The sequence below is a fragment of the Stieleria sedimenti genome (assembly GCF_025060895.1).
Classification (GTDB): domain Bacteria; phylum Planctomycetota; class Planctomycetia; order Pirellulales; family Pirellulaceae; genus Stieleria; species Stieleria sedimenti.
In genome coordinates this window covers 26,507-44,567 of the sequence record NZ_JANZKV010000095.1, presented here as the reverse complement: position 1 = coordinate 44,567, position 18,061 = coordinate 26,507, and the positions used below count along the sequence as shown (strand labels likewise).

The window sequence follows — 18,061 nt, the reverse complement described above, 5'->3', positions numbered from 1 at the left end:
CGCGTAAGCGGCCGGGCACGGCGACGTCGCCCGAGGCCTGACGGCCAGCGGCTCACCATTGACTCAGCAGAACCCGACGAAACCGACAGCCCGCGAGCCGTCCGGTCACGCCGGAGACCGGAGGGCTCGCGCCCTGCCGCTAACAAGAGGGCCAGGAGTTTGGCTTTCGCTCACTTCCGTTGTTTTCCACCGCCGGCGGCGTAACGCTTGTTCTGCGCCTTCACTTCGGCCAGCGTGTGGGGGGCCAGTCCACAGGCCCAGTGGATGCCCGCCGAGAGAAACGCTTCGAACTCGGCTTGCCCGAAATCATCGACATGTCCCAGCGAGGTGTAAAACGAACGTCCGCCGTCGTTGCGGATGAACGTCCATGCGACCGGCTGGGCCGTTTCACCTTCGACGCTTCCTTCCAATAAGACCCGAGCGCCTTTTGCCAGCGGCGCCGTCTTGTAAAGCGAACCGCCGGGCTGAATGTTCATGGCTCCGGTGGCGGTCGCGATCGGATCATGGATCGCATCGGCGGGCCGGCGGATCCTGGTTTTCAGTGAGTTCCCAAAGTGGCCGTTGTAGTTGCCGCCGAAGACGTCGGCGTCGAAGCTGTCCCAAACACTCTTGCCGTCCGGTGCTGGTTGGTCACGCAGCGAAAAGGCGTGGCTGGCGGTGCGGATGCCGATCACGGGTTTGCCTTGCCGGACAAACTCGCGGATCAAATCAAGATCGCGCTGCGGCAGAGCACGCCGACGGACACTCACCAGCAACGCATCGGCGTCGGCCACCTGCTCGATTCCCACCATTTCGTGACGTTCGGTTTCACTGCCCCAGGCAAACTGGACGCTGAAGTGTGTCGACAGATGTTTTGCCGCAAATGCCGGAAGCGTTTCGTTGGTCTGGTATTCGTTTTCGGCGACCAGCATCAATAGGCCGATGCGATGGTCGCCGGCGAAGCGAAACGCCTGGTCGCCGAGTACTTGATCGCTCGAAATCGTCGGGCACACGTAGCGTTCGATGTGTGCAACGATCAGATCGGTGCCGGTGAAATGGCTGGCATAGGGCCAGGCTCGGTAGTCGTACATGGTGTCGGTCAGGTCGCGTGCCAACACGACGTGCTTGCCCGCCGAGGCCAGACGGCGCAGCCCGAAGGGACGTCCCAGCACACACATGTTGGTGTGCACGCCGACCAAGATGACGTTGTCGATTCCCCGGCTGGTCAAGATGCTCCAGATCTCCGTGCCGCTATCGCTGATGAAGTCTCGCTGGTCATCGATACCGATCACGTCGACTTGGCGTTGCCAGGGCGCCCGCGGGTTTCTTCCGCTGGCGGCCAGACGTTCGGCCCACTGGCGGTGGTCGTCGGCATCGTCGTCTTCACCACCCTCGGATTGGTCGATCGGATACGCGGCTGCCTCTTCGCTGGGGATTTGATCACACCAGCTGGCGATGTCAGCGGGCATCGAGGCGGCCGTTGCAATCGCCGATACCCTGACGCGGGCGGGGTGGTTTTCGTATGCCGCCATGCAACTGCTGGGGGCGTGAATGATCGTCACGCCTTGTTCTCGCAGCGTGTCGCAAAAACGATCGATTCGAGGTGCAAGCTGCGCGACACGCCGGACCGCGTTGACGCAGTGATGGGAATCCCACATGTCGCAGACGATCACGGCCGTGCGGGCCGGATCCCATTGCTCGTCACGGGTCAAACGGTGAAATCGGGGTGACCCTTCGGCGGTGGGCTGTTGGTAGCGCAGTTGCAAATTCAACGACTGGGCGGACGCGGGCGGGAATGTGGAAATCATCAGGGAGAATCCGATCGTCACAACGATCGACTTGAGCAGAGGTGGCGGATTCATGACGGGGAATGGGCGGAGTGAAAGGGGGCGGGGCGACGTTCCTGAGTAGTGTAACCGGTTTGTGGCTGAGAGGACTACAATGTGCGGTTACGGGCTCCACTCCTTCAGACCGTTCCGCAGAACAACCTCCTATGCCGCATGCGAACGACGATTCGCCGAAGCAATCCTTCACCGAGCTTGATCTTGGTGAATTACTGCCGGCATCACATGACGATGGTCGGGGTGAACAATCAATGGGTCAGACATGTTCGATTTCGATCGAATCACTCGACCGAGAATCTGTGCCCAGACTTTCGCAGCGCTATCAGATTTCGGAATTGCTCGGTGAGGGCGGTTATGGGCGTGTTTTCAAAGCCTTTGACGAGCAACTTCAGCGGCATGTCGCCATCAAGATTCCGCACCGGCATCGAATCACTTCACCGGCTCAGCTGGACCGCTACTTAGAAGAGGCTCGCACACTAGCCAAGCTCGATCACCCCGCCATCGTCGCTATCTATGACGTCCTGCGGAGCAGCGACGATCTGCCCTGTATCGTTTCGGCCTACATTGACGGCTCCAGTTTGGCCGCTCGAATCCGCGCCCAACCCTTGACGCTTCGCGAAGCGTTGGAGGTGCTTGCGGAGATCGCCAGGGCACTCAGTTACGTCCACTCGCGGGGGATTGTGCATCGCGACATCAAGCCGGGCAACATCCTGCTTTCACAGAACGAAAAGCCGTTCTTAGCCGATTTCGGGCTGGCCCTTCGAGATGAGGCGGCCTTGTCATCCCGGGGCCGCGTCGGGACGCCGGCTTACATGAGTCCCGAGCAGGCACGTGGGGAAAACCACTTGGTGGATGGTCGCAGCGATCTCTTTTCGCTCGGTGTGATCTTGTATCAAATGTTGACCGGGCAACGACCGTTCGGCGGAGGCGATCACGATTCGATCGTGGAAAGTTTGCTGCACAAGGAACCCCGACCGCCAAGACAGTTGGTCAGTTCGATCCCGCGTGACTTGGAGCGGATCTGCATGAAGGCGCTCGCCAAGCGGGCCTCGGATCGATACGGAACCGCGTCAGACTTTGTCGACGATCTCGAATATTTCTTGTCCGCGTGTCAGGATCGATCGGTCGAAGTGAATTCGAGAGGGAGTGAGGATTCCGCGGGAACATCGCGTGTTTCCCACGGCATCGTTCCTCGCGGGCTTCGTTCTTATGGACGTCACGACGCAGACTTTTTTCATCGGCTGATTCCCGGACCGCGCGACCGCGATTGGGTTCCGGAAAGCTTGCGGTTTTGGCAGCGCCGAATCATTGCAAGCGACGACGGCGAATGGCCGCGGGTGGGCGTGCTGTATGGTCCATCGGGGTGTGGGAAGTCGTCGTTCGTCAAAGCGGGTTTGCTACCGCTGCTGGGAGATTCGGTCACCACCGTGTTCGTCGAGGCGACACGCGATGAAACCGAGATGCGATTGCTGCGTGGCGTTCGGAAACGCCATCCCGATCTTGAATTGAATGCGACGTTGACCGAAGCTCTTGCGAAGCGGCGGCAGAGTGGCGAGTCATCCCGCGGACCGAAGTTGTTGCTCGTGATCGATCAATTTGAACAATGGCTGCACGGTCGCAGTGACGAACAGTATTCAGAGCTGGCCGCCGCTCTGCGCCAATGCGATGGTCAAACCGTTCAGTGTTTACTGCTGGTGCGGGATGATTTCTGGTTGGCACTGTCGCGATTCATGGCCGCGTTGGAAGTGCCCGTCCGACAGAACCACAACGCATCCTTGGTGGATCTATTCAGCCCCGCGCATGCCCGCCGAGTGTTGGCGGAATTCGGCGTCGCCTACGACCGAATCCCTGCCGAAGCCTCTGCCCGCTCGACTTCGCAGAACCGCTTCTTAGATCGATCAATCGAAGGGCTCACGCGCGATGGGAAGGTGTTTCCGGTACGACTGGCGTTGTTCGTCGAAATGGTGAAAACCCAGCCCTGGGACGAACAGACGATCGATCGAATGGGAGGCATCGAGGGAGTCGGTTTGCAGTTCTTGGAGGAATCCTTCAGCAGCGATTTGGCACCCGCCGCACAACGCACGCACGAACCCGCGGTGCGAAAGGTGTTGAGGCTGTTGTTACCCGAACCGAACGTCGACATCAAAGGCAAGATGCAGTCCGAGTCGATCTTGTTGGAAGCATCCGGCTACCAAGGCCAACCGGGCTTGTTCAAGGAAATGATCCGAATCTTGGACAAGGAATTGCGTCTGATCACACCCACGGACCCCGCGGGTTCCACCAGCGGAGACGAAAGCGTCAGCCAGTCCAGCGATGGCGTCGCCTACTATCAACTGACGCACGATTATCTGGTCCCGGCGGTTGAGCGATGGATCACCCGTCGACAACACCAGACGCGACGCGGACGCGCCGAACTGCGATTGGCCGAATATGCATCGATGTGGTCTGTCAAACCGGTCCCGAAGTTTGCGCCCTCGTGGATCGACTGGTTGTCGATACGGACCTTGTCGTCACCGGATCGATGGAACGCCACCGAAAAACGGATGATGCGGTCCGCGACTCGCAATCACCTGCTGCGAAGCACGCTGGTTGCGGCGGCGGTGATGATCGTCGCCACCGTCGGATGGGCCGTTTGGAGACGGTCCAGCGCCCTGGCGGCCGTGCAGCAGCTCCAGACCGTCCGTACCACCGAACTCAGCGAAGTTCTGGATCAGATCCGCGGCCACGGCGGTTTCGCGTCCGCCGCGCTCCGGAAATCACTGGCCGATGCGAAACCCAATAGCCGTGAACGGATCCTCAATCAACTCGCGCTGTTGCGGACCGATCGATCGCAACGCGCGGAGCTGATCGATCAATTGCTGCGTCTTGATCTGCCGCTGTTGATGGTTGCTCTGGAACAACTCGGTCCACTTTCGGCGGACGAACTGCGGGGAGCGATTGCCAGCATCCATGATCCCGAGCAAGCGTCCGATCAACGGCTTCGTGCCGCGATCGTGATCGGCGGTCAGATTGTGGATCAGGACCGGGAGACCGTGCGTTTTTCGGACGAAGAATCCGAAACGATTGTGACGGAGCTGTTGCGACACGCAACCATCGCACCGCAGGACAACAACCACTTGATTGAAGGGATGTTGCCGATTCGTCAATCGATCATCCCTGCGCTCTTGGATCGCGCACTGCGACCGATCGACTCGCCGGTTCGATCGTTGTCCACGGCGTTTGTCATTCAATTCCTACGCGATCAGCCGCGTGAGCTGCTCGATTTCTTTCTCGACGCATCCTTTGAGCAACACTTGACCATCCTGTCGACCCTGGCAGACCAGTTGGCTCCGACCATGGATCAAATCCGTGAAACTGTGTTTACGGACCTGGATCCAGATTTGCCGGAACGCGACTTTGATCGTTTGGCACGACGCCGCGGCGTGGCAGCCGCACTGCTGCACCGAGTGGGCCAGTCCGAATCGACGTGGCCTCTGTTGCGGCAGACAAATTGGCCGCACACGCGGGGTTACCTGATCAATCGGATCGGACCGCTCGGCGGTGACTTGGAGAGTTTACTGAGCCGGTTTTCGCGTGATCCGGATCCCTCCGTCCGCCGCGCCTTGTTGCTCGCGATGGGAGGTTTTCCGTGGCGTGACGTCTCTCCGCCGACGCAGTCACAGGCAATGCTGGTCGCGAAAGATTCGTTCACCAACGACCCCGATGTGGGCATTCATTCGGCGGCCCAATGGCTATTGATGCGATGGGGCGAATCGGATTGGTTGCGCGCCGAGATCCAACGCCAATCGGCATTGTCGGTCGATGCACGTAAGAACTGGTTCGTCAACGCCGCAGGCCAAACGATGGCAATTCTCGATGCACGTGATGATCCCAACATCGGTCGTGTCTTTGCAATCTCCACGGGAGAGGTGACGGTTGAACAATTTCAGCAATTTGATCCGGAACATCCGTATTACGAGTACCGATCGCCGACCGACGACTGTCCCATCGGGCTGACCAATTGGTTTCATTGCGTGTCGTATTGCCGTTGGTTGAGTGAATATCTCGGCGCAGATCCGGAGAACTGTTATCCGGCCGAGCTTTCCGAAGATAACCCCGAGGACTCCTGCGACGCGGTGTTGGAAAGCGGTTCCTATCGGTTGCCGACTTGCCACGAATGGCGATTCGCGTGTGCGGCACTGACCTCCTCGCGTTGCTATTACGGCTACTCCGATACGCTCGCCGACGACTACTATTGGTACTATGAGACTTCACTGACCGAGGATGGCGAGAATCGATACCATCCGGCCGGGGCGAAAATGCCGAACGATTTTGGCATGTTCGCGATGTACGACGGCGTGCGTGAGTGGTGTCACAATCAGAGAGATCAACGCCGCCATGTGATGGGGCAATCCAGTAGCAACAACAAAGACCGAGCGTCCACGCAGCTGGACGTGCCGGTAGACAAGTTGCCGGCCGATCTGCCGTTGTCGATCAACGGCTTTTATGGTTTACGCGTTGCCAAGACGATCACGCGGTGAGAGCGAATCGCAAGGAGATCGGCGTCGCGGCGGTCGTCATCAAGAGGCCGGTTTTTGCAGCAGGACGTACCGGCTTCGAAACCCGTCCAAATATTGACTTTGGATCAGCGGGGGGTTGGCCGCGGTTTGGGACTCAGCCGGTCCGTCTTCCGCAGCGGCGCTCGCTTCGGGCTCATCGGCAACGTTTTCCGCATCCGTCGTTTCTTCTTCCGGTTCGACCGGCAGGTAGGGCTGTTGGACTTCGCTGCCTCGGCCGTCTCCGTTGTCATCGAGTTGGGCGTGTTCGGTTTGCAGGCGGTCGATGGCGCGGAAGCGCGCGGTGACTTCGATGTTGGTTGCCAGGTACAGGTCCAACAGGGAAAGTGTTCCGTCACCATCGATGTCGTGGAGTGATTCGGTGTCGGCGCTGCCGTCGAGTACCGCGGCCAACGCATACGGCATCTCCGTCGCCGTGAATTCGAGATCCGCTTCGGTCGCGGTCATGATGATGCGCCCCGGACGCGCCAGCGGTTTGATCCAAAACCCGCTCAACGGTTGAGTCAACCAGAACACCTGTTCGCGGCACCCGATCGCGGCGGCGGCCTGTGCGAATTGACTTTGGTTGATGTCGCGTCCGGACACGTTGAATTGACTTTCCATGCCGTACGGGTGCGAATGACCGATCATCAAGACCCAATACGCATCACTCGGTTTCAACGTCTCGGCTGCGTCGGCCAAAGCGGTCTCGAGCGTTTCTCGCGTGCAGATTCCCGTCGCGGAATGCAGCGGTTGGAGTGCGGTTTGCATCACTTCGTCGCCGGCCAAAATCGTCAATCGTTCCGGTGGCACACCGAGCACGGTTTGGGAGGTCGTGATCAGGCTCTCGATCGCTGCGGTCATTTGCTCGCGATGTCGATCATCGCCGGGCAGCCCACAACAGATCAGCATGCGACGGTTGGCGACCGATGCGGCGGCGTCACCGTCTGCATCGCGTTCCGCGGCAGCGGCGCTCGCCCCCGCGATCGCACTGACCGCGGCGCAGCAACCGAGCAGCAGAACCAGCAACGGCAAACGTCGAACTTTCATCGCAACCTCTCGGGGGTGGGGATAACGGAACCTGTGAGTTGGAAAAGGGTGTCGCGGATAGCGCACTAGCGGGCCGGGTTCGCGTCGACGAGCACCGCATGTTGTGACAGGAGGAGCGCCGAAACGCGATGTTTTTCAATTTGCATGTCCGATTGCGAATCATCAAACGATCGCACCCGACCATTCCAGTTGACGACGCACCATCGTCCGCTGCGATCCGGTAAGACGACCGCGGTCTGCGGGGGCATTTCCTGTCGAGCGTTCTCGGTCAACGTCTGGCTGTCCAGCAAACACAGTGTCTTGGGTGTCGAAGCCTGACGCCAATCACCACAGAGCACCGCGATGAATCTGCCGTCGACCGACGACCGAATGGACTGGATGGCGACGGAGCCGCTGGGCGTGTCTTGTCCGGGACGCTCGTCGGTCCAGCGGGCGAGTGTTCGTCCGGATTGCAGTTCCCAACGGATCACGGTTCCGACCGAATCGGCGGAAAAGACGCCGCCGTCGGGGGTGACGGCCAAGCTGGTGACGTCAGCAGCATGACGGCCGAGCAGCGACACCGGCATGCCGGCCGACAGGTCCCACAAGCGAACATTGCCCAGGGCATCGCCGATGATGACCCGTCCGCTGGCCGGGACCTCGGCGATGGCCGTCAAGCTTTGGCGGTCAAAGGCAAGCGGCTCGGCCGAAGGTCCCTCGATGACAAATCCCTCGCCGGCGATCGCGGAGAAACGATAGCCGGAAACGTCAAATGAAAACCGTCCCCAATCGCGAATCGGTGCCGCGTTCCAGAACCCGCTCGGGGCCGCCGGCAACCGTTGTTCGAACCAATCTTGGATCGGCAGGTCTGGCGCGTTCGGTGACGGTGATGCGATTCTCTCGCGATCGGAGGCTGACTCAGTCACTCGAACCCACTCGCGTGACCGTTCCAACGAATAGACTTCGGGATGGACCATCCAAATCGCCGCACAGGCCAATCCGCTGCCCCACGCGTGGAGTCGTGAGCCGGCATGATCGAGCTCGTTCCGCATCAACAACCGCAGCCTTTCTTCCAAGGTCGCGGTCGGTTGCATCCCACTGGCAAAACCCGGCAACCCGACTTCGTGATCGCTGATGAAGTCCACCACGCGCAGCAGCGCCTCGGCGTAATGACGCGGCTTCGTGTCCAAGATCTTGACGGCCCAAGCATCGCAACACGCTTCCTCGTGACGTTCGAGTTGTTTTTGCGCGAAATACACTCCGGGAAACCACCAGTAGACGGCCGACACCGACCACTCCAGCCAACGCACCCAATGGTCCCGTCGCAAAAAGTGAGCGGTCTCGTGCGCCAAGAATGATCTGCGGTCCGACGGCGAGAGCGATTGCCACAACGCTTCGGGGCACACAATGATCGGCCGTGTCGCGAAACCGAACAGCATCGGCGAGACGCGAACGGATACCCGCACGACGCGTGGCGTGCGTCGGCCTGAGTGCCAGCGACGCTCACGCTGCACGAATTGACGCACCGTCGCGGTCGCTTCCTGATCATCGACGCCGCACTCGACGATCAGATTGCGGAAACGAACCAGCCGGATGATTCCGTGTGCGACCAGCGCGAAAAAACCGCCCGACCAAATCGCGCACAACGCGCACATCAGACAGTTGAAACGCGACAGCGTTGATCGAGGTGCGACTTGAGCTGCTCGAACGGCGATGGTGGCTGGGACGGTGCCGGCGGCCAGGGACTGCGGATCCGGGGTGTTGTCGGCCGCCGGTTGCGAGTCCACATTGTCGGGAGTTGGAGTGTTGCCGAACGCGATCGGTGGGGTGACGTCTTGAACGACGGGACGGGGGAAAAACGTGGGGATGGGCAGTGGGATCGAGACGATCGGCGGGGTGATCAGTTTGACGAAGAGCATGGCCCACAGCGCATGGGCGAGCGCCGCGCGTCGGCCATGGCGACCGATGATCCATGCCAACACGCCGATCAACGACGCCAGGCAAAGGTTACCGATGATCACTGCGGCAACGGCCATCATTCGGCATCCAGATCATCAAGAATCTTGCGGAGACGTTTTCGTTGACGCGAGTTGAACTTGGCCGACTTGACCAAGTGCGTCAGCAAGGTGGACATCGTTCCGTCGCAGAGTTCGTCGGCGGTTGCTTGCAGCCGGTGTGAAATCAGATGATCACGATCGATGGCGGCTTGGAATTGATGCGGCCAGCAGTCGCGATCTCGGGCGACACAGCCCTTGGCTTCCAGCCGGGAAATCAGCTTCTGGACCGTCGCAATATCCGACGGCGTTTCGGCACCGTAAAGCCATTTGGAAAGCTGTTTCAGGGTCGCACGCTCGTGCTCCCACAGCTTCTCCAAAATGGCCAGTTCGGCAGCGGTTACATCTTTGGAGGGTTTTGCCATTGTCTCTTTGTACGTCTAAAGAAGATTCGTCATGCTAATCCGGAAACTCGCCGCCAAACCCATTCGGTCGATAGCAGACCGATTAAGCCTAGCCAAAGCCACGCACGATTCCACGCCGGAGTCGAATCAATGGTCGGTGGACCTCGGAATTCTTTTCGTCCACGCAGAAGCTCGCCCAATTGTTCCGGTTGGTCCAGTACCTGACCGCCCGAAACCGCCGCCACGCGGGCCATCAATTCCTGATTGGGAAGTGGGTTTTGTTGTTCGAACGGATCGCTCAGGATCTGGATGGCCAGCGACGTGCTGTCGACCTGCGTGCCGTGGCTGAACGAGGATTCGGGTTCGCCGCCCTCGTACGCGGTCAGCTCAATCCGCATTCCGCTGTCGCCGCTGGCCGCTGTTTCACTGAGCATCAAATCCAGTTGATAAACGCTTTCTTCCAGATTGGATTTCAGCGGTAGTTCTTCCCCCCACGCGATCCGCGGTCCGACTTCTCCGCTTTGACGCACAATATTGTCGGGCCAGAGGACGGGTGAATAAAGTGACATGTCGTCGAGCGATTCGGGTTCGAACATCGCCCAGATTCGATAGTGCTGTGATCGTCTGGCGGCTTCGTCATAGGCCGTCGCACGAATCGAAAGCCGCTGGCCGGGGCGATAGAAACGTTGGTTGGACTGAACGACCAGTCGGCGTCGGCCGGTCGAGGATTCTTCGGTCGCCCAGTAGACCAGATTTCTCCAGAATTTTCCGGCCACCCGTTCCGGTTGATCGCCCCAGGTTTGTGAGAGTTGTTCCAGTGCGGTCCCCGAGAGCGTGGCGCCGGAGACCAACACGCGGCCTCGTCCGGCACGTTGGGCGATCATGACAGGGGTTTGATCGTCACGCCGCTGGGCCAGCACCATCGCGTTGGGTTTCGCTTTGAAATCGGCTTGTCCGACCGACAGGTCCGGTAACGCTTGAATCAGCAGTTCGTTGAGCTGTTTTTCGATCCTCAGCCGCCAAATCGGGTGATCGGGAACCGTGACGTCGACGGCGGTGGGGATGGGGAAACCGGTTGACGCCGTTTCCAAGGTCACCGGCAACAGCGGCGCGATCGGCGAGTTTTGCCAGCCATCGGCCGAAAGCGATGACGCGCCGGTCACGATCAGCCCGCCGCCCCGGCCATCAATCCACTGCGTCAGCCATTGTTGTTGTTCGTCTTCCAGTACCGCCGGCGTGACGTCGCTGAAGATCACACAGTCATAGGCAAACAGTTCGGCGCGCGTGCGAGGAAAGCCCGACGAGGCTTGGGTGAATCCGTCCGGGGAAAGTCGTCGCAAGGATTGACCGCCCATGCTGACCAAGGTCGTGCATTCGACGTCTTCGTCGGCCATCAACGCTGATTGAATCGAAACGCCCGAGGTCGACGCCGGTACGGGGCCGGGGGCGATCGGCAAAAACTGGCTCAGCAACGACTGCGCCCCGGACACTTGACCGTTTTGAAGACACAGCACCCGAACCTTGGTCCGATCGATCTCCACCCGTGTCTCGACGCGGTTGTTTCGCCGCGTCAATTCACCTTCGACCGGATCCACCAGCACGATCAATTCCTCGGGGCGTTCGTCGACGCGAAACATCAATGAAGCGGATTGGGCACCGCCGGAGAGCGTGATCGGCAACGTTGCCAGATCGCCGCCCTGGCCGCCCTTGCGTCGGATCCGGACCGTGGTTTGTTGACCGGCATAGCCGAAGCTGCGCATGAAAACTTGCAGTTCGTTCTCGGTGTATTTTCGCACCCGCGACGGCACGACGAGTGAAACGATCGCGATGTCGCCCGATCCCCCGGATTGTCCAATCGGTACCACATGAATCGGCACCTGGGACTTGCCAAAGATCTCCGAAAGCCGTTCCACCGATTCCGAAGCTCGCACGCGTCCATCGGATAACAGCACGACACCGGCACATGATTGGGCGCTGACTTGGGGCATCAACTGACGCAGCGCGTCGGCCAGGCGCGAGTCCGAGGCGTCGGGGCCTTCGATCGTTTCCGACGCACCTCGCAACACGGAATCGGAAACCAAGGTGATGTCCACTGGGTCGCCAGCGCGCCGGTCTCCCACCAGCTTCTCTGCATCCGGTAGCGACGCGCCGGCGGATTGCGGCTCCGCACCGCTCGGCTGGACCAAGGGCGACAACCGGTGGCCAAATCGAAAGGGTTGGACGTCACCCGAGTACCCCGGCCCGGCACTCCGCTGTGCTTCTCCGACAAATCGTAACGCTTGATCCCAACGACTCAGTTCTCCGCCCAGTTGCATGCTTTGCGAACCATCGAACAGATAAATCATCGAGGGCCGGGTCGTTTCACCGGCCTGTTCGTCGATCTTGGTGGGACCCAACAGGATCACGACCAGAATCGCGACCGCGACGGCGCGAATCACCATCAACCCGGTACGACCGTTGACCAACGAACGCCCCCAGAAGACGCGCAACACGAACCACAACAGGACGCACGCGGCGACCAGTCCGATCCAGCCCCGGGGGGACAGTGGTGAAGTCCAGGAAAAATACGTGTTGGACAGCAACGCGATGCCGCTCATTGTGACGCTCCCGCAGCGGCCGATTCCATCTCGACAGAAGTCTCTCGGGCCAGTGTTTCAAAGTACCCGTCGACGGCGCGCCGATATTCTGACGGAATCGGAGTTTGGCGATCCACCGCGATCTCCAGCAGCATCACGTGTTGGATCCGCTTGCGGAGTTCCTCGGCGACCAAACGGATACGGTTGGAGAGCGAATCGCCCTCACGGAAAGTCAATCCTGCTGCGCCAGCCGACGGGCCGATCCTTTCGCCGTCACGGGATCGCTGGTCTTGCGCTTCCATCGCATCGTCGCTCTGTCCGCGCTCGAGCAGTTCGGCCAACTCCCGCAACGACTCCGCTCGTAACTCTTGCTTTAGATCACGCAGGGCTCGTTCGGTTTCGGGCTCGGTGTTTTCACCGGTTGTCCCGTTGCCTCCCATTTGGTTGGCCAACTGGTTTGCTTGTTGTTCCATGCGTCGCAAGCGGGCAAGGCGTGGAGTGACGAGTTGTTGGTAAAGTCGTTCAAGTCGATTGGCGGCTTGGGCGTATTCGACCGCCCGTTCGATCGCCTCGGCAGCTTCCGTTTCGTCCGCTTGGCCTTCGGCGTCCCGAATCCGGTCGGCGGCGGATCGGGTCGATTCGAGTTGTTCCAGGAAGCGAGTTTCCTTGGCGAAGGTTTGCAGCTGATCGTTGACTTCGCTCATTTCGATGTCGCCGATGTCCGCTTGCGACGCGATCACTTCCTCCAGCGTTTCGCTGCGGGCTGCCATCCGTCGTGCCAGTCGTTCGGCCTTGGTTTCACGCTCGGGCTGATTTGCACCATCGGGGTTCGCGGAGTTGGGATCGCGACCGCCGCCGGGGGAGAGTGGGTCGTGGGTGCCGAGTTGATGTTCCATGCCGGCCAGACCGCTGGTCAAATCTCGCAGAGACGAAACCCGCGTCACCGGTTCGGCGGCGGAGATCGCTTCGAGTTGCAGCCCCAGTTCTTCGATCAGATCGCTGACGCTCTGGCCTCTGGCAGCCATCGAATCCAGTTCGGCCTCGCGTGCCAGCGTGGCCAGATCGTCCATCCCAGCCTGGGCGTCATCCATCCGCCGGGTCATCAATTCGGACTGCGTCAATCGTTCCGCCAGTGGTTCGCGGATCGCATCGAGTCGTTCCAGCAATTCGATTTGCTGTTCGTAGAGTGTTTCCTGGGCCGTGGGCGCGTCGTCTGCGGTCATCGCGTCCTGGTTCTGGTCGGCTGATTCCGCGGCGGCCGCAGAGGGTTCGGCGTCGTTTTTATTTTCCTCAGCGGTCTCCTCAGCGGTCTTCTCAGCGCCCTCTGCATCATTTTTGCTTTCGCTCGTCTCGGCTTGACCTTGTCCGGTCGACGTTGACGACTGCGTTGACAGAGGGGATCGTTGTCCCGACGCGGCCGACTGGGCGTTGGCCGTCAAGCGACGTTGTTGAGATGCGATTTGGATCAGCGAGTCGGCCAATTGGCGTTCGGTCTCGGGAGGGTCGCGACGGAGTTTCTGTTGCAACTGACGCGCGAGACGACGCAGAGCCTGTTGTTGGGACAAGCTCATGCGTTTGGTCAGAACGATCTCCAGCGTGCGGCGTGCTTCGGCCAGTGAACGGAGGGCTTCTTCCTCTTGAACCAACGCCAGATCCAACGAGCCGGCGGCCAGCGAATCGGCCGCTTGCAACATCGCCGCTTCGGCCTGGTTGAGTGCTTCGACGTCGTCGTTTCCGCGCGAGATGAAGAACTCCGCCAGGAAACGAGTCAAGTCTGCGAGTTCGCTTTGGTTTTCGACCAGGCGATCGATCGTTCCCAGCTGAGCGGCCATGTCGGTTCCGCCGCGAACCAGTTTTCGCGTTCGATTGATCACAAACCGTTCGCGTCGAATGATTTCATCCAAACGCACCAAGACGCGTGAGCCGGCGCCTTCATTTCCGCCGGGCGGATCGATCTCTTGATAAAACTGCCGCAGCGGCCGGATGTCAATGTACCGCACCTCCGATTCGCTGCGATGGTTTCCCCAGGGGCGGTTGTCGACGGCATAGGCGTAGTACGCGATGTAGTCGCGTTCGGAAAGGTCGAACGATTCCAACGGCAACAACTCCGCAAGCAGCAACCGCGTTCTTTCAGCCGGCGATGTCGTCGAAGCCTCGGCGTCGGATTCCGTTGTCCAATCGGTCAAGACGTATTCATCGTCGCCACCGAGTTGGAATGCGATTCCGGATTCGATGATTCCGTAATCGTCGGAGACCTGGACGCCCAGCGGAACTTCGGCCAAAGTGTGAACCCTGATCTCGTCGTTCGGTTCCCGCCAGCTGATCGACGGCGCGGCGTCACGGCGGATGCCCAACCGGCCGGCGACCGGTTCCATCGGAGTCCCATCGGCACCCGAGCCGGAGAATCGCCAGCGGACGGTCTTGTCCGCGGGCAATGAAAACGACCAACGTGTCCGGTCCTGGGGTGAATCCAAGGGTGTCGGTGAAAGCTGTGATGTCCGCGGCCCCGTTTCCAGCACCGCTCCTTGCAGTGGATGGTTCAGTTCGATGGTGACGGTGACCTGGGAGCGTTCCAAGACAGTCAGGTCGGGCTTGGAAAACACGCGTGACTGCAATCCGGTGTACTCGGGCGGTTGGACGGTGATCTCGATCCGTTCGGTTTCGATCAAAGGCTGGACATCGATCCGGTGGATGGAGGTGGATTGCCCGCTGGAGACGAATTGATATTCGATCGGCCAAGTCGCTTTGCCCAGGTTCGTGCGGAACGTCTTTCGCCTGTCCTCGGTCTCCGGCGCATCGGCCAGGACTTCGCTTTCGATCCACTCGGGCTCCGGTGCCGCGGCGGCGTCGGTCGTCTCCGACTGTGTCGAATCTGTTTCGATCGCGTCGGTTTTGATCGGCCTGAGTTCACGGTAGCGAAGCAAGACGTCGCGATCGGTCCGTCCGACGAGCTCCAGGGACACGTCCACCGGCGTTCCTTCCAGCAGCGTGATGTCGCCCGGGGTGACCATCAGCGTGGTGTAGGGGCGGTCGATCCCGATCGCTCGCAGGATCGCCAAACGCCGATCTCCGCCGGCGCCGAACAACCCGAGCAGCAGGACGGCGGTGGCCGCGCAGGCGGTGAGCGCCAACCAAAGCGAACGAACGGGTATCAGGCGTGCGGGAGTGACGGATTCCCAGCGCCCGAGTGTTTGATTGCCCAGCGCGGTCAACATTTCATCGGGGCCTTGCACGCGTCCGTCGACCGTGTCGAGCACCGTTCGAATCCGCTGGCCGAAATCGTCAAAGGACCTCTCGACGATCCCCGCAAACGATCGTTGGCGGGTCAGGCGAAATAGCCGAATCGCTTGCCAGATCAGCAGCCCGCCGGCGATTCCGATCGCGGTCATCATCGCGGTCGTCCGCCAGGTGTGCGGCCATTCCCAGCGATAGTCAATCATTCCCAGCAACACCCACACGGCGAGCAAAAACACCCCCGCAATGCTGACCACGGTGGCCAGACGAACGGTCAGGTACCTGCGGCGCAGTGCCGTGAATTGGCGAGCGACTTGATAGGCGACGTCGGGAGCGTTCATGCGGATGTCCGATTGGCAAGTGAAAACTCGGCGGTCAACAACACGACGGCCGCGGCGGCAAACCAGGGCCACAGCTCGTGCTTGTGCTCGCCTTGGACGGTTTCGGCCACTTCGCTGGCCCCCGAATCAGCCGGGGTGATCTGAAAGTGCTCGGTGAATTGTTCGACCGGAATGCGTGTCGGGTCGGATTCTTTGGCCGTTGCATTGATGACGTACAACGCGCCACCGGATTGCTCGAATCCGATTCGACCGAACGTGAGCGATGCTGTGTCGACAGAGCCCGCTGAGACGGTGCGCAGTTCGGCAGGGTCCGGGGACGCCCGCTGTGCCGGACGCGTCGTCGAAAGGTCGCGTCGATCGCCCACCGAGCGGTAACGGATTTTTCCTTCGCCGGTCAGGTCCAACAGGTCGGCCGCCATCTGGTGAACCAGCGGCAAATACAACGGGCTGGTCGTCCAGTTGCCCCAGCTGGCATCGGCACTGGAGAGAAACCAGACCACATCACCCTGGCCCAATCGGTGTCGGGTCAGTGCTGGCCGGTCACCTTCAAATCGCGCCAAGACGTCGGTCTGTTCCGCGGGCCGGATCGGCAGAATTTGGTCGAACGAAAGGCGACCGAGGTCGCCGGATTGTGGGTCGGCAAACGGAGACAACATCGAATTGGCCGACTCGATCGAGGTGATGCGAAACGGCATCGCACCGCTGCGCGTCGGCGTCTGGATCGTTCCCGGGGCCAAGCCTGACTGTTGCCACGCAGCGTGGGACGCCGCGGCTGCGTCGCCACTGCCATCGCTGTTGCCGTCGCCGGCAAACACCAACAGCTTTCCGCCGGCGGTGACATAGGATTCCAGTCGCTGGATCCAGCGTTCCGGAAGCGATCTGCAATCGGTCACGACGACCAGTCCGGTGCGACCCGGTTGGATCTCGGGCAGGGCATCGTCGTGCAAATAGACGACCTGGGGATCAAACAAGCCCGAGGGCGGTGGTTCGACTTGGCCGTCGTCTCCGGGGCGATCCGCATCGACATTCGCTTCGGCCTTGTGACGGGTCTGCCGTAGTGCCGCGGCCAGATAAAAACTTTCGGCCAACTGTACCCCGTCACGCGAGCCGCCATCGAGGACCAGAACCGGCGCCGGTTGAGCGATCTCGAACGCCGTCATCCGCCGATTGTCGACGGCCAAGTCGTCTTCGACGTCCAATTGCACCGTGACCTGCCAGGTGCCCGGATCCAGTTTGCCGAAGTCGAACGACAGTTCTTGGGCTTGGCCGTCAGGCAGATTGATCGACTTTTTTAATCGCACGCTGCGTCGGCCGTTGGTTGCCGTCGCCGTCATCGGAATCTCTTCCATCGGCAGGGTGCCGAAGTTGAACAACGTGGCGTTGATCAATGCGTCTCGCTGGGGTGAAAGTCGTTTCGAGGTGGTCGTGACCGTTTGGATAGCGAGGTTATTCGCCGCCGGTCGGCCCACATCGATGACCCGGACGGGCAACTGCTTGGGCATCTTGAGGGTCGCGGTTTCCAACGCGTCCGAGGCCAGACCGGACTGTTGCAGGTCCGAGAGGATGACGACATCGGCAACGACGTCGGAATCCGCGGCGACGCGATCGCGTGCCCAGCGGAGTGCCGCCAGGTAGTTCGTGTCGCCGACGACGCTGCGTGGCGCCGACACGCGGGCAAGGTTGCCGTCAAAGGGTTCCACGCTGGAATCAAACCAGGCCCAAAGGACTGTCGCGTCGGTCCCGAGTTCGGCGGCCACGTCTCTCGCTTCGGCCACGGCATCGTCGATCAAGCGTCCCCCTTGGCCCGGCATGCTCATGCTGGCCGAGCGGTCGATCAACATCACCCGCAACCGATCTCCGTCGCGGCGGATGGTTTCGGGCAAGTAGGGTCGTGCGAACAGCAGCACCAACACGGCGACCGTGGCCATGCGTGTCAGCAGCAACAACCAGCGACGGATTTTGCGACGTTGCGCGCCGTCCTGCATCACCTCCTGTAGGAAACGCATCGTCCCCAATTCCACACGTCGAACCTGCCAGCGGCTGAGCAAATGCACCAGCACGGGAATCGCGACGGCCAGGCCGCCGATCAGGAATCCGGTTTGAATGAAGTTCATCGAAAAACGGG

General features: G+C 60.6%; 8 protein-coding genes. 1 reads left to right on the top strand and 7 read right to left on the bottom strand.

The genetic code is table 11. From position 1 onward, the window contains the following. Positions 1–170: 170 nt before the first annotated feature. A complete protein-coding gene (locus NZK35_RS13675; RefSeq protein WP_259633096.1) occupies positions 171–1,841 on the bottom strand; it encodes a ThuA domain-containing protein in 1,671 nt (556 codons plus the stop codon). A 131-nt stretch (positions 1,842–1,972) separates the two neighbouring features. On the opposite strand from NZK35_RS13675, the gene NZK35_RS13670 reads away from it, so the two are divergent. Next, positions 1,973–6,343, top strand: a complete 4,371-nt coding sequence (locus NZK35_RS13670; RefSeq protein WP_259633095.1) for a bifunctional serine/threonine-protein kinase/formylglycine-generating enzyme family protein — start codon at positions 1,973–1,975, stop codon at positions 6,341–6,343. A 39-nt stretch (positions 6,344–6,382) separates the two neighbouring features. On the opposite strand, the gene NZK35_RS13665 is transcribed toward NZK35_RS13670, so the two are convergent. From NZK35_RS13665 to NZK35_RS13640, 6 genes are all read right to left on the bottom strand, one after another. After that, positions 6,383–7,408 (bottom strand): hypothetical protein, encoded by a 1,026-nt coding sequence (locus tag NZK35_RS13665; RefSeq protein ID WP_259633094.1) that lies wholly within the window; start codon positions 7,406–7,408, stop codon positions 6,383–6,385. Positions 7,409–7,473: 65 nt separating this feature from the next. Next, a complete protein-coding gene (locus tag NZK35_RS13660; RefSeq protein WP_259633093.1) occupies positions 7,474–9,426 on the bottom strand; it encodes a M56 family metallopeptidase in 1,953 nt (650 codons plus the stop codon). Further along, positions 9,423–9,806, bottom strand: a complete 384-nt coding sequence (locus tag NZK35_RS13655) for a BlaI/MecI/CopY family transcriptional regulator (protein WP_095736280.1) — start codon at positions 9,804–9,806, stop codon at positions 9,423–9,425. Before NZK35_RS13655 ends, NZK35_RS13660 begins: the two co-directional genes overlap by 4 nt. A gap of 29 nt (positions 9,807–9,835) precedes the next feature. Beyond that, positions 9,836–12,382: a glutamine amidotransferase gene (locus tag NZK35_RS13650; protein WP_259633092.1), complete on the bottom strand. Its 2,547-nt coding sequence runs from the start codon at positions 12,380–12,382 to the stop codon at positions 9,836–9,838. Continuing rightward, positions 12,379–15,936 (bottom strand): DUF4175 family protein, encoded by a 3,558-nt coding sequence (locus NZK35_RS13645; RefSeq protein WP_259633091.1) that lies wholly within the window; start codon positions 15,934–15,936, stop codon positions 12,379–12,381. The genes NZK35_RS13650 and NZK35_RS13645 overlap by 4 nt, the downstream gene beginning before the upstream one ends. Further along, a complete protein-coding gene (locus tag NZK35_RS13640; protein WP_259633090.1) occupies positions 15,933–18,050 on the bottom strand; it encodes a vWA domain-containing protein in 2,118 nt (705 codons plus the stop codon). The genes NZK35_RS13645 and NZK35_RS13640 overlap by 4 nt, the downstream gene beginning before the upstream one ends. Between the last annotated feature and the right edge of the window lie 11 nt (positions 18,051–18,061).